We start from the raw sequence: 22,426 nt of genomic DNA, 5'->3' as shown, positions 1-22,426 counted from the left end.
AACAGGATGAAATACTTAACCGCTATGTATATCTCATTAAGTGAATCGCTGGGCATTTATACTCCGGATCAACTCTATGAGCTATTCACTAACAAACAACACAGCATGCCGATCTCCCGCCATCGTGCAGCTATCATGCAAAGCCGAGTATTCTTCTTCTGTGCTATTTTTGCCGTTTTAGTGCCCACTTGGTCATTGATCGATCTGCTCTTTTTACCCCGCACGCTCTGGGCTGAACTGCTCTTAATCCGCATGCTCTCGGCCGCCGCGTTTACGCTACTGGCTTGGCAAGCACGCAAAGAACCAGATCTACAGCGCGCCCGCTGGCTACTCGCGGGGATGCTCTCGATAACACCGCTGTTTTATCTGGTTTCCGATCACTGGCTACAAGCCTATGAGCTAAGCGGCACCGAACAGGTCATCGCCGAACTCTACGCCCTGCTGCCTTTTGTGATGATTGCTGGGTTAACGCTGTTTCCATTAACCCTAAAAGAGCTACTACTGTTTGCCACACCGATGTTGGCCGTGGTGGTGCTCTCATCCCTTCCTCAGGTTAACAGTGATATTCCTCAAGCAGTTTCCACTATCTGGCTCTTCTCTTTGATTCTCGGCGTAGCAATGTTCGCCTCCCTGAATCAACTGCGTTATATGCTCTCGCAGGTCAACCGCGCCAGTTATGATGTGTTAACCGGTTTGCTGACCCGCCGAGCAGGCATCGAAATGCTGGATCTGCAGTTTCGTTTATCCACCATGAGCGGCGCCAATCTATCGATTCTTTATCTGGATCTCGACCACTTTAAAACCATCAATGATGTGTATGGTCATGATGCTGGTGATGTTGTACTCAGAACCGCCGCACAGCAGCTCAACGCTCTGGTACGTAAGGGGGATAGCGTGATTCGCTGGGGTGGCGAAGAGTTCATTGTCATTCTGCCGACCGCAGAATCTAGCGAAGCCGATGATGTAATTCGTCGCTTGATGCACGCTGGGCTCGGTTTACGCCCTGATGGCGCGCCCGTAACCGCCAGCATTGGGGTCGCAGAAGTTCAGGCCGATGCCGTTAATGATTGGAAAGCGATGATCGAACTGGCAGATCACCGAATGTATACCGCGAAAACTCAAGGGCGTGCCCGTAGTCTTGGGGTCACTCAAACCAAACTATTATGGCCTGCAGCGACCTAAGTCTCTGACAACACACTTAATCGGCGGGAAAAGGGATCTGCTCTTTCACCACATCACGACATAAATTACGCAGCCAGATACTGCCCGAATCTTGATCGACCGCTTTCGGCCAAACTAAATAATAATCGGTATCTTTTGATTCAAAGGGAAGCGGTTTAATCGTTAAGCCAAACCGTTCGGCGTAACGGGATGCCAGCAAACCACTGGAACTAAACAACAACTGTGTTCGCCCTACCGCCTCTAAAGCCGCCATGAAATAGGGTGTTCGCAGCGCAAAATGCTTCTCTCTCGCTAGCTTACCCAAAGGGTCATTACCGGGCAGCTTGGCCCGTCCACCCAAGTTGACCAGTACGTGAGAGTAAGCCAGATAATCCTCGATTGACACCTCCGCCTGTGCCGCCAAAGGGTGATCTTTGGCCATAATCAGGACATATTTCTCTCGCCCAAGCAGCAACCGTTCAAAGTGATGGGGAATCCTGATAAAGCTACTACACAGGGTCATATCACAGACCTGATCAAGCTCCTCTAATAAGCTGGTTTCAGTCACCGTCGTCGTATCCAGAGACGCATTTGGTGCTTCACGATAAAAGCGTTCCGCGATACTTGGCACATATACCTGAGCCTGATAATGGGTTGTTTGCAAACGGAAAGTACGATCGCTCAGCTGTGGTTCAAACGGTGGCGCCGACATAACATTAGCAATCTGTTCCAACATTTGCCGCACGGGGTTTTCAAGTGCAATAGCCTTTGAGGTCGGAAGCATCCCTCTGGCCGTACGGACAAACAACGGGTCAGCAAAGGCTTCACGCAAACGCTGCAAGACTCGACTCATCGCCGACTGACTAATAAACAAGCGGTCTGCGGCCCGCCCGACATTGCGCTCCTCCAGTAGATATAGCAGTCCCGTAAGACTCTTAATATCTAACTGTTGAAACTGCCCCGGCAATACCAAATTATTCACCGCTCGTCCTCATTCGTCCTACTCTCGTGAATCCTTTCAAACCATTACCCGATTTATGCATAAAGATATGAACTATTATGCATTGGAAACAGAATAGAATAAACGCCATGCTAGAGGCTCTGCTATTTTCACTCACGAGCACTTATATGACACTGGATCGTAGCCGCTTTTTATATGGCCTGTTTTTTTGCTGCATCACCCTGATGTTCTGGGGCATGCTACCGATTGCGCTAAAGCTCTCCACCGGCTTTATCGACCCGATCACCCTCACGTGGTTACGGTTTACCTTTGCCGGTATCGTGATGCTCTTATGGCAGTTAAATAGAGGAAAACTGGCTGAATTTCGCCATCTATCAAGAAAACATATCATCAGCCTGCTCATCGCCGGCACCATGTTGATAGTGAACTACACCTTTATGGTCTGGGGGTTAAGCTACCTTCACCCCGGTGCGGCACAACTTAGCTTTCAGCTAGCACCGCTGTTTCTAACACTGGGCGGTTGGTGGTTTCTCAAAGAGCGGGTGTTTTGGCAACACTGGGCCTGCTTTGCGCTGATGGCGAGTGGCATGCTGCTGTTTTTTCACCCGGCGATTGAAAGCAGTACCGGACTCACCGGTATCGGCTTTTTAATTGTTCAGGTCTCGGCCCTCGGCTGGACCGCCTATGCACTGATACAAAAATCATTATTTAAGGTGCTATCACCCTCTAATATTCTGTTGAGCATCTACCTTTATGCGCTGATCATCATGCTACCCTTTGCTCACCCAGCAACATTGCTAGAACTGAATAGCCAAGATTACTGGGTGGCACTGTTCTGCTGTGTTAACACCGTTGTCGCCTACGGCGCGTTCGCGCAAGCAATGCGGTATTGGCAGACGGTACAGGTAAGCGCCTGTGTAGCAATGACACCGGTGGTCACCTTTATACTCTCCGAGGTTTGTGTCGCTTATGGGCTCTTCAGTGAGGTGATTTTCTCGGCCCAAGCCGATCAACTAAGCTTACTGGGGATGGCCTTAGTCATCGCGGCGGCCATCACCGTACAACTACTCAGCCCGATTCTGACAAAGCGCCATCAATCAAGGCTAGAACAAGCTTCAGTCCTAAAACCCCCCTTAACTAACGACTGAAATAAAAAATCCGCTATCAGAGACTGATAGCGGATTCATAAAGCCGGTAGCAAGTGCCGGCTCAAACGGAGAGGCGAACTACTTATAGCCGCACTTCAATACCCCGTTCTTTCATATACTGCTTCGCTTCGGGAATACTGTATTCATTAAAGTGGAAGATAGACGCCGCCAATACCGCATCCGCCTTACCTTCAATACAGCCCGCCACTAAATGATCCAGATTACCTACGCCGCCTGACGCAATCACCGGCACATTCACCGCCTCACTGATCGCCCGAGTAACGCCTAGATCATAGCCGTTTTTCACCCCGTCTTGATCCATTGAGGTCAGCAAAATTTCACCGGCACCTAACTGCACCATCTTTTTCGCCCACTCAACCGCATCCAGTCCGGTTGGCTTACGTCCACCATGGGTGAAAATTTCCCAACGATCGGTTTCACCTGGCTGAGAGACTTTTTTGGCATCGATAGCCACCACAATACACTGAGAGCCAAACTTATCGGCCGCTTCGCGAACAAAGTCAGGATTAAAAACCGCCGCACTGTTGATAGACACCTTATCCGCGCCAGCATTGAGCATGGTGCGAATATCTTCAACGGTACGAATACCGCCGCCCACCGTCAGCGGAATAAACACCTGAGAGGCCATCCGTTCAACCGTATGCACCATGGTATCCCGCCCCTCATGGGTCGCGGTAATATCTAGGAAGGTGATCTCATCGGCACCCTGTTCGTCGTAACGCTTGGCCACTTCCACCGGATCACCGGCATCGCGGATATCGACAAACTGAACCCCTTTTACAACGCGGCCGTTCTCTACATCCAGACAGGGGATAATACGTTTTGCCAGTGCCATGATTTTTACCTATAAGAACTCATATACAACTATTAAACAGATTAACGTTTGCCATCCCAATTAAGGAAGTTTTTCAGCAACTGCAGCCCCACCGTATGACTCTTCTCGGGGTGAAACTGTGTAGCAAAAACATTATCTCGGGCAATGGCCACATCGATATCGACACCGTAGTGACAACCGGCCGCTACCAGCGATTTATCCACCGCATCAACATAATAGCTGTGGACAAAGTAGAACCGGCTAGCATCATCAATGCCGTGCCAGAGAGGGTGATCGAAGCGCTGATGCACCTCGTTCCAACCCATGTGTGGCACTTTAAGGCGCTCGCCATCGGTCTCTTTAAGGTCATCGCCAAAGAAGCGCACGGTGCCGTCGAAATGCCCAAGACAATCAACGCCACCATTCTCTTCAGAGCGCTGCATTAAAGCCTGATAGCCAACACAGATACCCAAGAAAGGCTTGCCCGAACTGATCGCTTCGGCAACTTCACGATCAACGCCCAAGCGGCGAATTTCAGCCATACAGTCGCGAATCGCACCCACACCCGGCAACAATACCCGGTCGGCATTACGCACCTGTTCAGGATCGGCGGTGACCAACACCTCAACATCGGGCATTACATGTTCTAACGCTTTAGCAACCGAGTGCAGGTTGCCCATACCGTAATCAATGACTGCCACACTACTCATTTACAGCGACCCTTTAGTCGATGGCATCTGATCTGCAGCCCGTTGATCAATCGTCAACGCGCCCCGCACCGCCCGACCGAAAGCTTTAAAGATAGTCTCGGCTTGGTGGTGAGCATTAAAGCCTTTCAGGTTGTCGATATGCAGCGTCACGCCGGCATGATTAACAAATCCTTGGAAAAACTCCCAAAACAGCTGAGTATCAAATCGGCCAATATTGCCACGGGTAAATTCAACATTCATATCCAGCCCTGGACGACCGGAAAAGTCGATCACCACACGGGACAACGCTTCATCCAGTGGGCAATAGGCATGGCCATAACGCAAAATACCTTTTTTATCCCCAACCGCCTGCGCAAAAGCTTGGCCAAGCGTGATACCGATATCTTCGACCGTATGGTGATCATCGATGTGATTGTCGCCCTTGGCAACAATGTCCAAATCAATCAGGCCATGACGAGCAATTTGATCAAGCATGTGCTCAAGAAAAGGGACGCCGGTGTCAGCATTCAGCTTACCGCTGCCATCCAGATTCACAGAAACAGTAATCTGGGTTTCCAGGGTATTACGGGTGACGGTGGCTTTCCGTTCGGCCATGATCTTCTCCGCGATGAGTTAACAGAACTGTTTGTAAAAACATTCGTAAAAATAAGCCGCCATTATACAACCAATAACACCTTAATGCGTAGCATTCAGGGCGATTAGCCGCGTAAAAAGCCCTGACCAACTTACTGTTTTCATTTACGGTTAATCTAGGGTCTGTAAAATCGATCTGCTACTATGCTGTTAATAATTAACTTTACAAAAACATGTGACACAAATGGCATGTTTTACTAACAGATCTGCTGTATTGATATATCTGTTACCGATGCATGATCCAAGGAGAAGACATGAAAACGCTGTTAAAGATTTTTGGTGGCCTGATTGCTCTACTACTCATCGTAGTGGTTGCCGGCGGAGTCCTACTGGGGATGTTCTTTGATCCCAACGAATACAAACCTGAAATCCAAAAGCTAGCCCTTGAAAAAGGCGGTGTTCAGTTACAGATCAATGGCGATCTAGGCTGGTCAGTCTTCCCATGGCTCGGCATCGAAATCAACCAGATTAAGGTGAACTATCCCGGCAAACCTCAACTGGCTGAGCTTAATCAAGCACAGGTCTCGGTTGAACTCCCTGCACTGCTTTCCGGCAATGTAAAAATGAGTAGCATTTTGTTGGATGGCCTGACGCTAAACCTTGAACAAAGCAAACAGGGTAGCAACTGGGCCCTCGCTAGCGCAGCGCAACCCGCCTCTGGTGAGGCCTCCACGGAAACACCCGTAGCCGCCGAAGCCGCCGAAGCCGAAGCCAGTGACGGCGCCGCCATTGCGCTGGATATCGAAAGCATCGCGATCACCAACGGTAATATCAGCTATACCGATACGACCACCGGCAGCAAAGTGCTATTGAAAAACTTCACCATGACCTCGGGCAAAGTCACTACCGGTGCCTACTTCCCCGCTGAACTAAGCTTTCAAGCGGAACAATATCAAGCAGATCAAAAACAGCTAACCGTCGACGCAGCCCTAACTGCTGAATTTTTCCTCGATTTAGCTAACCAGCAATACAATATCAAGGGACTAGAGAGCACCTTAGGCCTCAGTGGTGTGCCCTTCAATGACAAAACAGTACAGGTAAAACTGAATAGCGACATCGAAGCTAACTTGGCCAACGAAACCGCCACGCTGAAAGGCATGAGCCTGAGCGCAGCTAACCTAGTTGCCAACGGCGATGTTTCGGTTGCTAGTTTTAGCAAACCCGTTATCAGCGGCAATCTCAATGTTGCCCAATTTAGCCTGCAAGAGTTACTAGCAGCACTGGGCCAACCGGCAATCGAAACCACCGATTCCGATGTACTCAAGGCAATCAGCTTCAATGCTCAACTCGGCGGTGCCGCCAACACCCTCGGGCTGAATAAGATGAGCCTGAAATTGGATGACACCAACTTCAATGGCAGCTTCGCAATGAATCTGGCTACCGGTTCAATCGCCTTTAACCTAACGGGTGATGAACTCAATGCCGACCGCTATCTGCCACCCGCATCAGAGCAGCCTGCCCAAGCCTCTTCGGAGACGAAAACTAAATCTACTGGCTATTCTAAAGAAGCTATTATTCCCGTTGAGCTGCTCCAAGGGCTAAATATGGATGTTGATTTGGGGCTGCAAAAACTGCTGATCAATAACCTTACCCTGACTAACCTACAGCTGGCTACCAGCGCCCACGGTGGTTTGGTGAACATCAGCAAGCTCAATGCGGATATGTATAGCGGAACATTGCGTAACTCAGCGATCATCGATGCCCGCAAGTCACCCACCAAGCTGACCATCACTGAAAATATCAGCAATATCCAGATCGGCGACCTACTGATGGATATGGCCGAGGTTGATCGCCTAACCGGTACTTTCAACACCCAGAGCAAGGTTACCGCCCAGGGTGAATCGGTGTACTCCATCATCAACAGCCTGAACGGTTACGCGAAAGTCACCATGCCGGATGGCGCCGTCAAAGGGATCGATATTGCCCAGACAATCTGCCAAGGGTTTAACAATGTTGGCTCTCTCGGTATTGACACCGATCAGGTTGATCGTTCCACACCCTTTGCCGACCTTAGCAGCAACTTCAAATTCACTAACGGCGTAATCAGCAATCAGGATCTGATTACCAAGCTGGATGCCATTACCCTACGAGGCAAAGGTAACGTCAGCCTACCCGCTCAGGATATGGATTACCGCCTTGGGCTGACCATTGAAGAAAACCTGTTTAAGAAAACCTGCTCGGTGAATAACAGCCTCGAAGGAGTTGAGTGGCCCGTTAACTGTAAAGGAAGCTTCGATACGCCACCGGCACAACTGTGTCGCCCCGATACGAGTGTGCTAAAAGACCTGCTGAAACAAAAAGCGAAGAAGGAACTCGAAAGCAAGTTGATGGAAAAACTCGGCGGCGACGATGGAGACAGCAAAGTCGAAGGCGCTAAAAAGTTACTGAAAGGACTGTTTGGAAGCTAATGACCACCGATCAGTTTTCCACCGCCGTGCTCGATTGGTTTGATCAGCACGGCCGTCATGACCTGCCTTGGCAGGCTAACAAAACAGCCTATTTCACTTGGCTATCTGAGATCATGTTACAACAGACTCAGGTTAGCACGGTGATCCCCTATTTCGAGCGTTTTCGAGAGCAGTTTCCCACGGTGGAGAATCTTGCGGCAGCAGAGCAAGATGAAGTGCTGCACCTCTGGACCGGCCTTGGCTACTATGCCCGCGCCCGCAACCTACATAAAACCGCTAAGATCGTCAGTCATGATTTTGGTGGTCAATTTCCTGACAGCGTCGATGCGCTGGAGCAGCTACCCGGTATTGGCCGCTCCACCGCTGGGGCAATTCTATCGATCTCTACCGGCAAGCGAGCCGCGATTCTCGATGGCAACGTCAAACGAGTATTGGCCCGTTATTACGCCATTGAAGGCTGGCCCGGTACCACCGAAAACATGAAGCAACTGTGGCAGTTTGCCGAGCACAACACTCCCCATCAGCGAGTTGCTGATTACACCCAAGCGATGATGGATATGGGCGCGACCCTCTGTACGCGCAGCAAACCAGCCTGCTTACTCTGTCCTCTGGTAACCGGCTGTCAGGCCCATCAGCAGGGGCGCGAGAACCAGCTGCCTATCTCTAAGCCGAAAAAAGCCATTCCCGTTAAACAGACCATGATGTTGTTGATTCAGAATGAAGAGGGACAGATATTGCTCCGCCAACGTCCCCCTAGCGGCATCTGGGGCGGTCTATGGAGCCTTCCGGAAACATCTGACCTACGTGATGCCGAACAGGAAACGGGCCTGCCTCTCGATGCTGACAGCGCCTCAGCCCTATCGCCTGTACGTCACACCTTCAGCCATTTCCATCTCGATATCACCCCAGTGCACATTGAGCTGCGGGATAAAGACCTTACAAACAGTGTCATGGAACAGCCCGCCACTCTCTGGTATAACTTACGCCAGCCACAGAAGATCGGTCTGGCCGCCCCAGTAAAAAAGCTACTGGGTAAACTAAAAACGAGCTAAATACCGGTCTCAAAGCAAACGATCAGACTAACCTTGGAGAACACCATGACCCGCACCGTAATGTGCCGCAAATACAAAGAGGAACTGGAAGGACTCGATAAGCCCCCTTATCCGGGTGCCAAGGGCCAGTTGATCTTCGATACCGTATCGAAAAAAGCTTGGACCGAGTGGACCAACCACCAGACCATGCTGATCAACGAAAAACACCTCAGCCTAATGGACCCATCGACCCGTGAGTTTCTTCAGCAAGAGATGCAGAAATTTATGGATGGCGACGACTACGAAAAAGCCGAAGGCTATGTTCCACCGTCGAAATAAGCACAACATCAGTACATAAAATAAACAAAGAGATAGAAACAGCAAAAATAACCGATTTAATGCCGCAATATGATTGACAGCGCGACCTGAAATCAGTTTAATACGCACCTCTTGTTTGCCCGGATAGCTCAGTCGGTAGAGCAGAGGATTGAAAATCCTCGTGTCCTTGGTTCGATTCCGAGTCCGGGCACCATTCAAGAATAAATCAGCCTCGTTCATCTCGTTAAGAGAAGCGGGGCTTTTTTATGTCTGGGCTACCGCAGCTCGGAACACGAACCTGGTTCGATTATTCGTCGCTACGCTCCTCTCCCTTCGGGCCATCGCCTAAAAGCGGCGATGTTGTTATGGCCTTCGGCCATCGCTCCGAGTCCGGGCACCATTTATTTAGTTGAAAAAGCCTGACTTCATAGTGGGGCTTTTTTGCGTCTGGACTATCGCAGCGCTTTTATCAAACCTTTCAGGCTCTAACTCTACCTCTCTGCCCTCGGTACCCTCTACTGTAAATCTTCACCGAAGGCGTTTAATACTACCTACAACACAGCAAGAACGGCCGTAAAGGTGTATTTTATAGATAGACTATTCGAGCGGAACTGTAGACCGCAATTCAAGCACTGCTCTTTTGGAACGAAAAGCATCTTGGATGCCCCTTGGTCGAATGCTCGTTCAGAATGAACGAACAAGGCTTTGATACGCGCCTGCTACCGCTTCTAAATTTCTGCAAACGGTTAAATTAAAAGGAGTTATGACCATGTTACGAAGTTTAAATGATATATCGGGGTTTCAATTACAGGGCACCGATGAAGAGATAGGCCAGTGCCAAGATTTTCTCTTTGAAGATCAGTGCTGGGTTATACGCTACCTCGTGGCGGACACCAACAAATGGCTACCCGGTGCACGCAAGGTGCTGATTAGCCCAATCTCAGTGGGCGAGCCTGATTGGGAGCAGAATCGATTTCCCGTCAACCTAACCCGGGAAGAGGTTGAGAACAGCCCTTCGCTCGACGATCATCAACCTATATCCCATCAATATGAATCGGAACTGTTTAAATACTACGGCTATGGTTTCTACTGGACGGGCGATGGTTTGTGGGGAACCTATCCGCGGCCAACCCCTTTAGTCGATGACAACGTCCTTGAAGATGCCACAAACCTTAAACCGGAAGACCGGCATTTACGCTCAGCAGAGGCGGTCAAAGGGTACGGGATTCAATCCAGCGATACCAAATTTGGTCATATTGACGACTTCATTGTTGATGATGACAACTGGACGATTCCCTATATCGTTATCGATACCAACAACTGGCTTCCCGGTGGCCGAAAAGTACTGATCAGCCATGAATCCATAGAAGCAATCAATTGGGCTGACCGCTCCATTACCGTTAATTTAAGTACTCAAAAAATTGAAGACAGTCCGCTATTCTCAGCAGAAATGTTCAGCGATCCCGAATATGAGAAGTCCATTCGTCGCTATTACGGGCTGAATGCCAGATTTGCACACGATTAAAAAACTAACAAAGGACTCGTTCTTTCGTTAAGTGTTTTATCTCTAGGTTCTCTGTGGTGAATTATTGTTGGAATTGTTGTTGGATTCGTGACCACAGAGAACACGATGTAAAAGTTATCAACTTACTCGGTACAGCCAGGTTTCGCTGTGCTGTGTTGCTTACCTTTTAGATCTATTGTTGACCGAGCTATAGCGTTATCAATAGTATTGATTTAGTCGATAAACTTGATACCTATTATGGAAAATATTGATTACAGTGCGCTAAGTTTCAAAAGCCTCAAAACCTTAAAGCTGATCTATGATTTGGGATCGCTAACGGCCGCCGCCATTGAGCTGAGGCAAAACCAACCAACCGTAAGCTACACCCTCGATCAACTGCGTGTCACGCTGCAAGATCCACTGTTTGTACGCTCGGGCCGCAGCGTAGCACCAACCCACCGTTGTCATCAGATCATGCCGGAAGTCGACAGTTTGCTCAGGGGGATGGCCGAATTACTCCAGCCGGAGGACTTTGATCCGGCCGATGCCAAGCTGGATGTCACCCTCTCCTGCAACCAATATGAACTTCAGGTGATCGTGCCCGCGCTGGTTCAGCGGTTAAACACTCTAGCCCCAAATATTCGCATGACCTTTATTCAATCCCAAGTGAATGGCCACCAGCAACTGCAACGCGGCCAGTGTGATCTACTGCTCTCCCCAGTGGTTGGGAATTACGAGGCACTCTATCAACGGAAACTATTTAATGATCGTTATGTTTGTCTAATGTCGGCAGAACACTCGCTGGCCAAACAACAACTTAAGCGGACCGATTATTTAGCGGCGAAGCATGTAGAGGTTCGCTATGAAGGTGGTTGGAAACCGTTGTATCTAAGCGTTCCAGAACTACAGGGCGTCAATTTAAATATCGCACTGGGGCTGCCAAGCATCGCCAATTTCATCCCGGTCATCGCTAATACGGATTTAGTGATGACACTACCGGAACGCTTAGCACAGTTGATTGGCGGCTCAATGTCGATTAAGAAACCACCCTTTGACTGTCATTTTGAACTCTACCTGTACTGGAACAAAATGACCCATCACTCTAAGGCGCATCAATGGTTACGCGAGCAGATCATTAACTTATGCCGCACACTGGATCAGCCCGCGTTAGATACCGAGCTAACGGCCAACCGTTAAGCCAAACAGTCGATTAATGCTTCAAACACCAGAGTGCCAATAGGGGTGTGTCGACAGCGCGCATTGAATGAACGATATGGGATGGGTTGTAGACATAGCCCCCGATACCGGGTGACCACCAAGGATGATCATTTTGACGCCAAAGACCTTTACTCAAAACAATATAAATCTCTTCAGGCAGGTGGTGATGGTCCGGATAGATTAGACCGGGGCGCATCAAGCTTATCCCGATCGTTATATCATCACGCACTTCTAGCCCCCGAGGACCGATAATCTCGGCATTAACATGACCCGCCATAAAATCAGGCCGATGCGGTGCCGAACGCTGAAACCAGAACAGATGGTCAACAAGCGTAAAGCAAGCATCAACTAATGAACCGAAAGCCGGCGGCACTTGAGGAATCGTTGCGATCAGCTCATCGCGCAAAGCACACAAACGAGCCGATGATGCGGGTCGAGATGGAACCCCTTGCACCATCAATCGCTGCTGAATATCCTCAGCCACCTTGATCCCCTGATCAGACAGACCAGTGGTGGTTAACAACTGCCGCAACTGAGTACGAAAATAATGCAGCGCCTCTATAACGTCGTCTGAATCGTGCACCTATTTATTCTCAACCCTCTCAATTTTTTTGATGTAGGCTTCCATCGATGCCAAGTTGAGCTGATCCACCTGACTCTGAACCTGCATTTTCACATTGGCTTTGGCTTCACTGGAATAAAGTTTATAAAGAACGAAATTCACCCCTAAGGATAAAACAAACAGTAAGACAATGACGATCAACGCATCAAGATGTAATTCAAACTTTTTCAATGTTTATCCTTTCCTAGGTTCAATCCGCTTAAGCCACTGAGCTGCCGGCTCTGGTATCGAAAATAGATACCCCTGCATCAATGGCTGACCATTCTCGCGTAGATAATCGGCTTGCTCTTTTGTCTCAACCCCTTCGGCCACCACGCTCAGTTTAAAACGAGAAGCGATCTGCATAATCACGTTAACCAGCTCAGCATCGTTCGGATCATTGAGCATATCTCGGATAAAACTCTGATCTATCTTAAGCTCGGTTAAAGGCAAGCTTTTAAGATAGTAGAGGCTGGAATAACCTGTGCCGAAATCGTCGATGGAAAAGCTAACGCCGGAGTCGGCTAGCGCAATCATCTTGCCAACCACCCGATCAATATTATCCAGCATCGTGCTTTCGGTCACTTCGATCACGAGCTGACTAGGTGCCACGTTGTATCGCTGTAGGCATTGCTCCGTGTAACCAACAAAGTCATCACACTGAAAACATCGGGAACTGACATTGACCGACAATTTGAGTTTGGGATGACTCTTTCGCAATGGACCTAATAGAGCAGTGACTTGATCAATCATCCAGCGATCGATCTGAACAATCAGATCAGATCCCTCCGCGAGTGGAATAAAAGCTGCGGGGCTAATTAAACCCTCTTCGGGATGTTCCCAACGCACTAATGCTTCTGCACCATGCACCTGACCGTCGGAATAAACCTGTGATTGCAGATAAACACGCAGCTGCCCCTGCTGAATACCTAAGCGTAAACGGTGCTCATCGGTAAGACGCTGTTCAATACGTTCGCCCATATGGGTTTCAAAGAAGACCACCGCTCCATCACTGCCGGTGTTTTTCGCCCGAAAGTAAGCGGTTTCAGCGCGACTGATCACTGAAGAAACCGCCTCTTCCGAGCTATCCGGATAGATCGCAGCGCCCACGGCGGCCCGTAATTGAAACAGATCACTTTCGATGGTCCCTGAAAACTGAGCAACCAGCGCCCGAATACCATCTGCATGTTGGTGTGCGGCGTCACTAGCCTGCTCAGAACGCTCATGCACTTGGGACAACAACATCGCAAACTGATCTCCCTCCAGTCGAGCGAGGGAATCACCATCCGCTAGAGAACCGATCAGCACTTGTGACAGATCAGCCAGAACTTTATCACCCAAGGCCGAACCTCGAGTCACACAGAGATTACTAAACCCCTGTAGCCCAAAAACCAAGAGTGCTCCAAAGCCCTCTTGCCGGCAGGTATTACCCAACAGTTGAGATAGACGATCAGTCAGCAAAAGTCGATTAGGGAGTGAGGTTAATGGGTCGTGCCACGTCAGAAAATCCATCCGTTGCTGGACTTCACGCAACTGAGTGATATCGCTAAACACACCGATATAACATTTAATTGTCTCATTCTCATCATGGACCGCACTGATGGTCAACAATTCGAGATACAGTTCACCGCTCTTGTTTTTATTCCAAACCTCACCTGTCCAGTGGCCTGTACTTTTGATGGATTGCCACATCTCGCGATAAAAGCATTCATCATGGCGCTCTGACCTGAGTATTCGTGGAGGCTGCCCCAATACCTCCTCTTCGGAGTAACCGGAAAACCGAGTAAAAGCACCGTTTACGGCGATGATATTACCCTTAGGATCGGTAATCATCACTCCATCGTTGGTACTTTCAAACACTTGAGAGAATAGCTTCTGACGCTCACGCACCTCTTCCAGCTCAGTCGAATAATTGAGCATCTGGGTGTGCTGTTTCTCTAATAGGCATAGCTTGTAATGCAACCGCTGATTAGCCTCTTCTAACTGTCTTATCAGGCTTTTCAGTTTCAAATGGGTATTCACCCGAGCCCTTACGAGCGAGACGGTGAAGGGTTTTGTAATATAATCCACCGCCCCCAGCTTAAAACCGTACTCTTCGGCAGTGACTTCACTTTTCGCGGTGACAAAAATAATGGGAATATGACTGGTTGCGCTATCTCGCTGCAATTGCTTACAAACCTCATAACCATCCATACCGGGCATCATCACATCGAGTAAGATAAGATCTGGCCGCTCTTTATGAATCAAGGCGAGAGCTGATGGGCCATCGGTAGCAATCATAATATCGAAGTCAGCTTGCAGCGATTGCGCCAACACGTGAATATTGCTTGGAACATCATCAACCATCAATAACAGTGGTCTTGCGGTTGATAACGTCCTATTCATCAAAACTCCGTGGTTCTTCGCTAAAGCAGACTCGGTCACGACCAGAGCCTTTGGCTTCATATAATTGCTTATCTGCTAACAGAAACAGCGTTTCAGGGGGGTGTTGGTTATTTGGCTGCAGGCAGGCAACACCCACACTAACCGTCACTTGGTTATGGTCGGCATCAGGGGACTGAGGAAGGTTTAATGCCCGAATATCAGCCATTAACTTTTCAGCCACCGCCACAGCACCCTTTAGCGGGGTATGTGGGAGCAAAAAAACAAACTCCTCACCGCCGTAGCGCGTTAATTGATCAGATGCTCGGTTGATACATTTACTCAAAGAAGCAGCCAATTTCTGCAAACACTCATCACCTTGTCGGTGACCGAAAAAATCGTTGTATAACTTAAACTGATCAATATCCACGACCAACATGGACAAACAACTGTCTTTACGCTGCAAACGCCGCCATTCTGCCGCCAAAATAAGATCATAAGCACGCCGATTACCAACCCCAGTAAGGGCGTCAATGAGCGTGCGCTGTTCCAACATATCGGTGCGACGCTTAAGCTCTAAGTGAGTCCGCACTCTTGCTAGTAGTATAGGAGAAGAGATGGGTTTATGGATAAAATCCACAGCGCCTATCTGAAACCCTTTCAATTCATCGATCTCTTCATGCAAAGCGGTAACAAAGATAACCGGTAGATCACGGGTCTCGTCGTTCTCTTTAAGCTCACGACAAAAACTGAAGCCATCCACCTCTGGCATCATCACATCCAACAGGAGAAGGTCGGGAATCTGTGCGCTCAACACCTCTCTCGCCTCAGCGACACTTCGAGCAATCAATACTTCATAGTGAGGGTTTAACAGATCGCCCATCAACCGCAGGTTTGTCAGCTCATCATCAACAACGAGCACCCTAGCCGGCGAATCAGGCTGGTTTTGCTGTTGATACCCTGCCTGAATAAACGATTTAACCATATAATTCTACTCTACCCGTACGCGTACCATGAAGTTAGGACTGTTCTTTACGTGCAACAACCACTTTAGCAGCCCAGTGGCCGTTTACAAAGCACATGATTTTCCGCGCTTTTCGCCTTAGCTTCTAGTCTTCTATTCAACGTCCTTTTTTCGCTTCCAATGGGTCTCAATTATCTGCTGCGCATTCGGATAATCAAAACCATCAATCGCTCGAATCAAACCCTGCAACCAGTGATTACTATTAAACTGTTTATAGCCGTCCAGTTTAGCGATCAATTCTGCGGGGACTAACCGGTGCCGGTCGACTAGGTCGGCCATTTGCTGTAATAACAACTCCAGCTCGGCCGCATCGTCCTCGCTAAGCTCGTCACTATTATTCGCTTCTGGCTGTTTCAAATAGGGCTGTAAACATTCAAGGGTGCAGCTAATTACCTGCTGTAACTGCTCCAATGATGCGGCATCAAAGTGGTTCAGATCTACTATCTGCAGCTCTAGCGCAGCCGCTTCCTGCTCCAGAGGGAGAGCGCTAACATTAGCTGCGATCCCTTTTAGCGAGTGCAGTGTTTGCCGCAGCAGACTAAGCGAAGTGCCAGCGACAACCGCCGGTAGCAATTGGCCATCCAGCTTACGTAGATCATCATTGAACGCCCGCAACAACCCCTGCAGCGAGGCTTGATCATTGCCAAGGCGCTGCTGCAGTTTGTCAAAATCGATCCAAAGTTGCTCCGTTTGGCTACAGTCCTGCGGAATCTCTGCAGTCGAGACGGGGTCCGAAGCGACCGCTTCAGGCGTTTTGATATGGCGTTGCAGCGTGGAGGAAAGCTGCATTAGTTCAATCGGCTTGGTGATATAACCATCCATACCCGCCTTAGCTGAGGCGGCTTTATCCTCATCGAGAATAGCGGCGGTCATCGCAATAATAGGTAGGTGCTGTCCATCAGGTTCCGAAGCGCGATAACGTTTGGTCGCCGCTAGGCCATCGAGATTTGGCATCTGCAAATCCATCAACACCAAGTCATATTGCTCTGTTGCTAAGCGATCCAACGCTTGCAGCCCATCACTTGCCAGATCAACGGTCACCCCTAATTTTTTCAGCATGGCGCTACCCACTAGCTGGTTAGTTTCTTGATCCTCCACCAATAGAATTTTTTTACCCTTCAGCGTTTGCCCCTGATCGACATGACTAACAGCCAGCGGTTTAGGTCCCCGCCCTAAGCTACGGAGTACTCCGTTATAAAGCCTTCGGGGAGTAACCGGCTTGATGATCACCGCATCCGGCTGTGAAGTATTGCCGATTAATTCCGCCGCGCTCTCATCTGAATTAATCATTAGCAACACATGCCGTGCCCTGCCGCGCTGCTCAAGCTCAGCAGACAACGCGGGCCAATGACTTCGACTACTACTATCAAACATAATCAGATCAGCTTGCAGTAGCTCAGGTGAATCAAGCCCCTCGGCTTCGCTGCTGACAACCGTCACGTTCGCCCCCAGTGAGCTGAGTAGATTGCAGGTGATACGCTGACCGGTAGGCTGAGCATCAACCATCAACACCGTCACGCCCCTCAATTCTCCCTCAAGTAAACTTTCACTCTCGGGCACTCGGCCAACGATGGCACTAAAACGAAATTCACTGCCCTTGCCAAAATCACTGCTCGCCTCAATACTGCCGCCCATCAACTCCGCTAACGAACGACAGATCGCCAACCCCAACCCGGTGCCGCCATATTTGCGCGTAGTTGACGCATCCAGCTGCGAAAAGGAGTCGAATAATAAGTGAATCTGATCTTCCGGCATGCCAGGGCCAGTATCACTAACACGGAAGTTAAGCCGGATGTGGTCAGCTTCACTGACGGCATCAACCGTGAGTACGATCTCACCGTGCGCGGTAAATTTCACCGCATTACCAATCAGATTATTTAATACCTGCCCCAGCCGCAGTGGGTCACCGATCACTCGTGCAGGCAGGTAAGCCGGCAGATCGAGATAGAGGCGTAAACCCTTTTCATGGGCATCAATAGCAAACAGGTCGATTGAACGGGTGACCACCTCCTCCAGCATGAATTCCGTATGCTCCAGCTCCAGTCGATCGGCATCCATTTTTGAATAATCAAGAATATCATTAAGCAAACTAAGCAGTGCTCGAGACGCATTAAACATGCGCATAATGTAATCACGCGCCGTATCGGGTAGATCAAACTCTGTCAGCAACTGACTCAGGCCCACAATGGCGTTCATGGGTGTACGGATCTCGTGGCTCATATTCGCCACAAATTCGCTTTTCGCTTGGCTGACAGCCTCCGCTTGTTGCCGTGCTTGCTCAAGAATTTCAGACGCTTTCGCCCGCTCAGTCACATCAACTACCGCGACAATAATCACCTCTTGATCCTGATAGATAATCGGCCGAGCGGTAAGCTCGACACGAATCTCACTGCCATCTTTTTTGCGATGCACCGATTCCTGAGATTGGTCCGTAGCGGTTAATGAGAGTAAGGTGCAGCCATCTACCGCCACATCCTTCAGCATCATGTTTGTGAATTCATCACGGTTATAGCCATAGTGAACTTCCGCCGCATGGTTGATCATCAAAAACTGACCGCTGGCGCGTTCGAGCAGCATCATCGGTACCGGCGCTAGTTCAAAGACTTCGTGATAACGCCGCTCACTCGCTTTGAGGGCCTCTTCCGCCTGCTGGCGTCGGGTAACATCGATGATAATCGAGAGAATTAAGGTCCGATGTGCCATCTCGATCTTGCCGTTACGCAGCTCAACAATACGTTCTTCGCCATTTGCCAAGACGTGGGTCAGACGAATCAGTTTTTCCTGATTGCTGGGCAACAGTTTTTTCGTCGAAATCAGACTATCTAAGGTCATCCGCTTAAAGGCAGCGATGTCATAACCGTAAAACTCCAATGCCGCTAAGTTGGCATCGAAGATACTGCCATCCGCCGGATCACTTAACAGCATGGCCACTCCCGCATTGCTGAATAACAAACGGTGCCGTTCCTCACTGACACTTAGCTCATCGGTCATCTCCCGAGCTAAACGCTGAGCGGCTTTTTGCGAGAAAGACAGGTTGGCGACAATCCAAAACAGCAATAAATCAACCACCAAACCGCAGATCGCAACAATGATCGGCTGACTCGCTTCAGCCCCCGTGAGATAACCTGGCTGGCTATAGAGATAAAGACTCCAATTATGACCGCCCATATCCAGTACATACAGGCCATCAAACTCGGGGGCATGTTCTTTGGCCCCGTATTTAGGCGCTATATCCGCCCGATTGTTATAGAGGATATTTCCAGCAGAGGCTTTTGAACCATCGTAGATCTCAAAGTCGATATAATCCTGATCGGCCCTTAAGAGTCCACGCATAAAATCGCCCATCCGAAAAGGACTAAAAACATAACCGAAGATGGCTTTTCGCCGCTGTGCCAGCGTCTCCACGGGTTCTCCGCTACGATACAGCGGGTAATACATCACAAAACCGTATTGCGTATCGGTCTCTGTCTCCTGCACCAGCGTTACCCGACCAGACACCGCCGGCTTACCCGTATCTCGGGCGATATTCATAGCCTGTCGACGGGTGGGTTCCGAGTACATATCAAAACCAAACGCCCGCTGATTACGCCAATCAAACGGCTCAAGATAAACAATCGCACTATAGAGGTCTCTTGGGCCTGGTGGTTTGATGCTGTAGTTTTGAAAACCCTCACTACGAATCGCTTTCTGATGTGCGTTAAGATCTTCCGGCGTCACCATAACCGAGTAACCTAACCCCTGAATACCGGGGAAGTGTTCCTGTAAATCAAGCGTCTCGGTAAAGGCTTTCCAGTCACCGCGGTCCAAATCATTAGCAACATTAAATAGTCCGCTACCACTGCGCAGCGCCATCGCATATTCGGCCATTCGCTGCTCCATCGCTTTACGCACATCCTGCGCCTGAAACGAAAACCGTTCACCGGCACGCTGCTTTACGGCACTATCCGAGATATACCAAGCCGCCGCGGTTAATAACAAAGAGACAAAGAGGATAACCCAAGCGATGGTAGGACGATGCTCTAAAAGCTGGCGGATACTGATGCGCGATTTGGCTGGCGAGGCTGTTGGCATAGACGATGACTCCTAAATGGACACTAGGCCCTAACCTTCGATTTCACGATAAAAACGCTCGATACCTAACCTATTCGCTGAGATTAAAAGGTCGAGTCAATACATATACCATTTTAAGACTAGAACACATTAACAAGTTATCCATAAACTCGAGCGATGTCAGCTTAATGATCAAAATTAAGCACTTCTTTAAGCAGTGATTCAAGCCAGTAAACTGTTCGGCATCACTTTCCAAAATACAGTAAAATGCCTCCTTTACTATAACTAAGTAACCACTGAGCTGTTGGCGCTGCTCTTAACTCCGGATTTTTATCAAATGATACGTGTTTCAAATATTAAACTGCCCCTTGATCATGATGAGCAGGCCCTTACCGATGCGATTTTAACCACCCTCGATATTACCGCTGACCAACTAACCACCGTTGAGATCCGCCGGCGTGGCTACGATGCACGTAAAAAGAACACTATCTTTCTGATCTATACCCTCGATATCGACACCACCATCAATGACGCCTTACTGGAAAAACACGCGGGTAATCAATCAATCCGCCTAACGCCGGATATGGAATACAAGTTTGTGGCTCAAGCGCCTACCGATTTGCAGGAACGCCCACTGGTGATCGGCTTTGGTCCCTGTGGCCTGCTAATCGGGTTGGTATTGGCTCAAATGGGTTATAAACCACTCATTATCGAACGAGGTAAAGCCGTACGCGACCGTACCAAAGACACCTTTGGTTTCTGGCGACAAAAAAAGCTCAACCCGGAATCCAACGTTCAGTTTGGTGAGGGCGGAGCGGGTACCTTTTCCGATGGCAAGCTATCGACCCAGATTAAAGACCCCAAACAGTATGGCCGCAAAGTGCTGACCGAGTTCGTTGAAGCCGGAGCCCCAGAAGAGATCATGTATGTCAGTAAGCCCCATATCGGTACTTTTCGATTGGTATCGATGGTGGAAAAAATGCGCGCCAAAATTATTGAGATGGGCGGCGAGATCCGCTTCAGCGCCCGGGTTGATGATCTGCATATCGAAGACGGCCAAGTAACCGGCGTCACCCTATCTAGCGGCGAAACCATTCATTCAAAACATGTCGCCCTAGCGATCGGCCATAGTGCTCGTGATACCTTCCAGATGCTGTTTGATAAAGGCGTCTATATGGAAGCCAAGCCGTTCTCGGTGGGTTTTCGTATCGAACACGAACAATCACTGATCGATCGCGCCCGTTTCGGTAAAAACGCCGGCCACCCTATTCTCGGTGCGGCGGATTACAAATTGGTACATCACTGTAAGAGTGGTCGTTCGGTGTATAGCTTCTGCATGTGCCCAGGCGGCACCGTAGTGGCAGCCTCATCAGAAGAGGGCCGTGTCGTGACAAACGGTATGAGCCAATATTCCCGCCAAGAGCGCAACGCCAACAGCGCAATTGTGGTTGGTATTGATCCATCGGATTACCCCGGCAACCCTTTAGCGGGTGTCGATTTTCAGCGGCAACTGGAAAGCAACGCTTACCTGATGGGCGGCGAAAACTACGACGCTCCGGCACAAAAAGTGGGCGATTTCCTAAAAGGCAAATCCTCAGAAGAGCTTGGCGACGTTCAACCCTCATTTAAGCCCGGCATAAAACTAACCGATCTATCTAAAGCCCTGCCGGATTTCTGTATTGCAGCACTTCGCGAAGCGATCCCCGAGTTTAATAAACAGATCAAAGGCTTCGCCAAAGATGACGCCCTGCTCACCGGCGTCGAAACCCGCACGTCCTCACCGATTTCGATTAAACGTGGCCACGATATGCAAAGCATTAACACCCGCGGCTTATACCCAGCCGGTGAAGGCGCAGGTTATGCCGGCGGCATCATGTCGGCAGCCATCGACGGTATTAAAATCGCCGAAGCGATCGCATTGAGCATAAATGAGCAGCAAAGCTAAGAACGGTAACTAGCCGCTACATACCCATCAGCGGATTTCCCGTAGGGTGCTGATGAAGAATAAATCGCACCGCTGGTGACAATGAAGAATGAATCGCATCGCTGATGCCAATAATGCAGCTGGCGCTGATGTTGATGGTGCGGTTCGCAAAGCTCACCAAGCACCCTACGGGTGAGGTATAAACCCCACCAACACACTCGAGCAGCCATAACCGCCGGAGACAACGCCCACATCTTCAGCGGACTCCCCATAGGGTGCCGATGAAGAATGAATCGCATCGTTGATGCCAATGACAATAATGCAGCTGGCGCTGATGTCGATGGTGCGGTTCGCAAAGCTCACCAAGCACCGTTGGTGACAATGAAGAATACATCGCATCGCTGGTGCCATTGACAATAATGCAGCTGGCGCTGATGTCGATGGTGCGGTTCGCAAAGCTCACCAAGCACCCTACGAGTGAGGTATAAACCCACCAACACACCCGAGCAGCCATCGCCGCCGAAGACAACGCCAACACC

At 49.5% G+C, this 22,426-nt stretch carries 20 protein-coding genes and 1 tRNA gene; 9 read left to right on the top strand and 12 right to left on the bottom strand.

All coding sequences use genetic code 11. From position 1 onward, the window contains the following. The first annotated feature begins 6 nt into the window (after positions 1-6). Positions 7-1,182 carry a GGDEF domain-containing protein gene (locus KO512_RS04480; RefSeq protein WP_215951146.1) on the top strand — a complete coding sequence of 392 codons (1,176 nt, stop codon included), beginning with the start codon at positions 7-9 and terminating at the stop codon, positions 1,180-1,182. Between the two features lie 16 nt (positions 1,183-1,198). Here the strand turns inward: KO512_RS04480 and KO512_RS04475 are convergent, their stop codons facing one another. Beyond that, positions 1,199-2,143 carry a LysR family transcriptional regulator gene (locus tag KO512_RS04475; RefSeq protein WP_303491909.1) on the bottom strand — a complete coding sequence of 315 codons (945 nt, stop codon included), beginning with the start codon at positions 2,141-2,143 and terminating at the stop codon, positions 1,199-1,201. A gap of 146 nt (positions 2,144-2,289) precedes the next feature. Between KO512_RS04475 and KO512_RS04470 the strand changes: the two genes are divergently transcribed. Next, complete coding sequence (locus tag KO512_RS04470; protein WP_215951145.1) at positions 2,290-3,270, top strand: DMT family transporter; 981 nt, start codon at positions 2,290-2,292, stop codon at positions 3,268-3,270. An 82-nt stretch (positions 3,271-3,352) separates the two neighbouring features. Here the strand turns inward: KO512_RS04470 and hisF are convergent, their stop codons facing one another. From hisF to hisB, 3 genes are read right to left on the bottom strand one after another with little or no spacing between them, the layout of a single operon-like run. Next, entirely contained in the window at positions 3,353-4,126 is a 774-nt protein-coding gene (gene hisF, locus KO512_RS04465) for an imidazole glycerol phosphate synthase subunit HisF (RefSeq protein ID WP_215951144.1), read from the bottom strand. A gap of 41 nt (positions 4,127-4,167) precedes the next feature. Further along, positions 4,168-4,815 (bottom strand): imidazole glycerol phosphate synthase subunit HisH, encoded by a 648-nt coding sequence (gene hisH, locus KO512_RS04460; RefSeq protein ID WP_215951143.1) that lies wholly within the window; start codon positions 4,813-4,815, stop codon positions 4,168-4,170. Next, positions 4,816-5,409, bottom strand: coding sequence for an imidazoleglycerol-phosphate dehydratase HisB (hisB, locus tag KO512_RS04455; RefSeq protein WP_215951142.1), 594 nt, complete (start codon positions 5,407-5,409; stop codon positions 4,816-4,818). A 293-nt stretch (positions 5,410-5,702) separates the two neighbouring features. Here hisB and KO512_RS04450 point away from each other — a divergent pair, with 293 nt between their 5' ends. The 6 genes from KO512_RS04450 to KO512_RS04425 all read left to right on the top strand — a co-directional run bounded on the left by KO512_RS04450 (position 5,703) and on the right by KO512_RS04425 (position 11,906). Continuing rightward, positions 5,703-7,856: an AsmA family protein gene (locus KO512_RS04450; protein ID WP_215951141.1), complete on the top strand. Its 2,154-nt coding sequence runs from the start codon at positions 5,703-5,705 to the stop codon at positions 7,854-7,856. Beyond that, positions 7,856-8,908, top strand: coding sequence for an A/G-specific adenine glycosylase (gene mutY, locus KO512_RS04445; protein WP_215951140.1), 1,053 nt, complete (start codon positions 7,856-7,858; stop codon positions 8,906-8,908). The genes KO512_RS04450 and mutY overlap by 1 nt, the downstream gene beginning before the upstream one ends. 45 nt (positions 8,909-8,953) lie before the next feature. Continuing rightward, on the top strand, positions 8,954-9,226 hold the full coding sequence (locus KO512_RS04440; RefSeq protein ID WP_126157021.1) for an oxidative damage protection protein: 273 nt from the start codon (positions 8,954-8,956) through the stop codon (positions 9,224-9,226). Positions 9,227-9,343: 117 nt separating this feature from the next. After that, positions 9,344-9,419: transfer RNA gene (locus KO512_RS04435), tRNA-Phe, on the top strand. A 555-nt stretch (positions 9,420-9,974) separates the two neighbouring features. Beyond that, positions 9,975-10,730 carry a hypothetical protein gene (locus tag KO512_RS04430; protein ID WP_215951139.1) on the top strand — a complete coding sequence of 252 codons (756 nt, stop codon included), beginning with the start codon at positions 9,975-9,977 and terminating at the stop codon, positions 10,728-10,730. A gap of 237 nt (positions 10,731-10,967) precedes the next feature. Then, positions 10,968-11,906, top strand: a complete 939-nt coding sequence (locus KO512_RS04425; protein ID WP_215951138.1) for a LysR family transcriptional regulator — start codon at positions 10,968-10,970, stop codon at positions 11,904-11,906. Between the two features lie 13 nt (positions 11,907-11,919). Here KO512_RS04425 and KO512_RS04420 read toward each other — a convergent pair whose 3' ends face one another. The 5 genes from KO512_RS04420 to KO512_RS04400 form a co-directional block, all read right to left on the bottom strand. After that, entirely contained in the window at positions 11,920-12,510 is a 591-nt protein-coding gene (locus KO512_RS04420; protein ID WP_215951137.1) for a dimethylsulfonioproprionate lyase family protein, read from the bottom strand. After that, positions 12,511-12,720: a hypothetical protein gene (locus KO512_RS04415; RefSeq protein ID WP_215951136.1), complete on the bottom strand. Its 210-nt coding sequence runs from the start codon at positions 12,718-12,720 to the stop codon at positions 12,511-12,513. A 3-nt stretch (positions 12,721-12,723) separates the two neighbouring features. Beyond that, positions 12,724-14,913, bottom strand: a complete 2,190-nt coding sequence (locus tag KO512_RS04410; protein ID WP_215951135.1) for a two-component system response regulator — start codon at positions 14,911-14,913, stop codon at positions 12,724-12,726. Next, complete coding sequence (locus KO512_RS04405) at positions 14,906-15,874, bottom strand: diguanylate cyclase (protein ID WP_215951134.1); 969 nt, start codon at positions 15,872-15,874, stop codon at positions 14,906-14,908. The genes KO512_RS04410 and KO512_RS04405 overlap by 8 nt, the downstream gene beginning before the upstream one ends. 132 nt (positions 15,875-16,006) lie before the next feature. Next, positions 16,007-19,984 (bottom strand): CHASE domain-containing protein, encoded by a 3,978-nt coding sequence (locus tag KO512_RS04400; protein ID WP_215951133.1) that lies wholly within the window; start codon positions 19,982-19,984, stop codon positions 16,007-16,009. Between the two features lie 316 nt (positions 19,985-20,300). Between KO512_RS04400 and KO512_RS04395 the strand changes: the two genes are divergently transcribed. Beyond that, positions 20,301-21,908 (top strand): NAD(P)/FAD-dependent oxidoreductase, encoded by a 1,608-nt coding sequence (locus tag KO512_RS04395; protein ID WP_215951132.1) that lies wholly within the window; start codon positions 20,301-20,303, stop codon positions 21,906-21,908. A 16-nt stretch (positions 21,909-21,924) separates the two neighbouring features. Here KO512_RS04395 and KO512_RS04390 read toward each other — a convergent pair whose 3' ends face one another. The 3 genes from KO512_RS04390 to KO512_RS04380 form a co-directional block, all read right to left on the bottom strand. Continuing rightward, positions 21,925-22,065: a hypothetical protein gene (locus KO512_RS04390; protein WP_215951131.1), complete on the bottom strand. Its 141-nt coding sequence runs from the start codon at positions 22,063-22,065 to the stop codon at positions 21,925-21,927. Positions 22,066-22,073: 8 nt separating this feature from the next. Continuing rightward, the gene (locus tag KO512_RS04385; RefSeq protein ID WP_215951130.1) at positions 22,074-22,250 is read right to left on the bottom strand and encodes a hypothetical protein; all 177 of its coding nucleotides are present in this window, start codon (positions 22,248-22,250) and stop codon (positions 22,074-22,076) included. After that, positions 22,247-22,426 (bottom strand): hypothetical protein (locus tag KO512_RS04380; RefSeq protein ID WP_215951129.1); only part of this gene is annotated, 180 nt, incomplete at its 5' end. The genes KO512_RS04385 and KO512_RS04380, both read right to left, overlap by 4 nt.

This window comes from Amphritea atlantica (assembly GCF_018860855.1).
In the GTDB taxonomy this organism is placed as follows: domain Bacteria; phylum Pseudomonadota; class Gammaproteobacteria; order Pseudomonadales; family Balneatricaceae; genus Amphritea; species Amphritea atlantica_A.
The sequence above is the reverse complement of the archived record's forward strand: the minus strand, read 5'-3'. Positions and strand labels throughout refer to the sequence as shown.

Coding starts and splice junctions, on each gene's coding strand:
- KO512_RS04480 (WP_215951146.1), top strand. CDS start 7: ATGAAATACTTAACCGCTATGTATATCTCATTAAGTGAATCGCTGGGC.
- KO512_RS04470 (WP_215951145.1), top strand. CDS start 2,290: ATGACACTGGATCGTAGCCGCTTTTTATATGGCCTGTTTTTTTGCTGC.
- hisF (WP_215951144.1), bottom strand. CDS start 4,126: ATGGCACTGGCAAAACGTATTATCCCCTGTCTGGATGTAGAGAACGGC.
- hisH (WP_215951143.1), bottom strand. CDS start 4,815: ATGAGTAGTGTGGCAGTCATTGATTACGGTATGGGCAACCTGCACTCG.
- hisB (WP_215951142.1), bottom strand. CDS start 5,409: ATGGCCGAACGGAAAGCCACCGTCACCCGTAATACCCTGGAAACCCAG.
- KO512_RS04450 (WP_215951141.1), top strand. CDS start 5,703: ATGAAAACGCTGTTAAAGATTTTTGGTGGCCTGATTGCTCTACTACTC.
- mutY (WP_215951140.1), top strand. CDS start 7,856: ATGACCACCGATCAGTTTTCCACCGCCGTGCTCGATTGGTTTGATCAG.
- KO512_RS04440 (WP_126157021.1), top strand. CDS start 8,954: ATGACCCGCACCGTAATGTGCCGCAAATACAAAGAGGAACTGGAAGGA.
- KO512_RS04430 (WP_215951139.1), top strand. CDS start 9,975: ATGTTACGAAGTTTAAATGATATATCGGGGTTTCAATTACAGGGCACC.
- KO512_RS04425 (WP_215951138.1), top strand. CDS start 10,968: ATGGAAAATATTGATTACAGTGCGCTAAGTTTCAAAAGCCTCAAAACC.
- KO512_RS04410 (WP_215951135.1), bottom strand. CDS start 14,913: ATGAATAGGACGTTATCAACCGCAAGACCACTGTTATTGATGGTTGAT.
- KO512_RS04405 (WP_215951134.1), bottom strand. CDS start 15,874: ATGGTTAAATCGTTTATTCAGGCAGGGTATCAACAGCAAAACCAGCCT.
- KO512_RS04400 (WP_215951133.1), bottom strand. CDS start 19,984: ATGCCAACAGCCTCGCCAGCCAAATCGCGCATCAGTATCCGCCAGCTT.
- KO512_RS04395 (WP_215951132.1), top strand. CDS start 20,301: ATGATACGTGTTTCAAATATTAAACTGCCCCTTGATCATGATGAGCAG.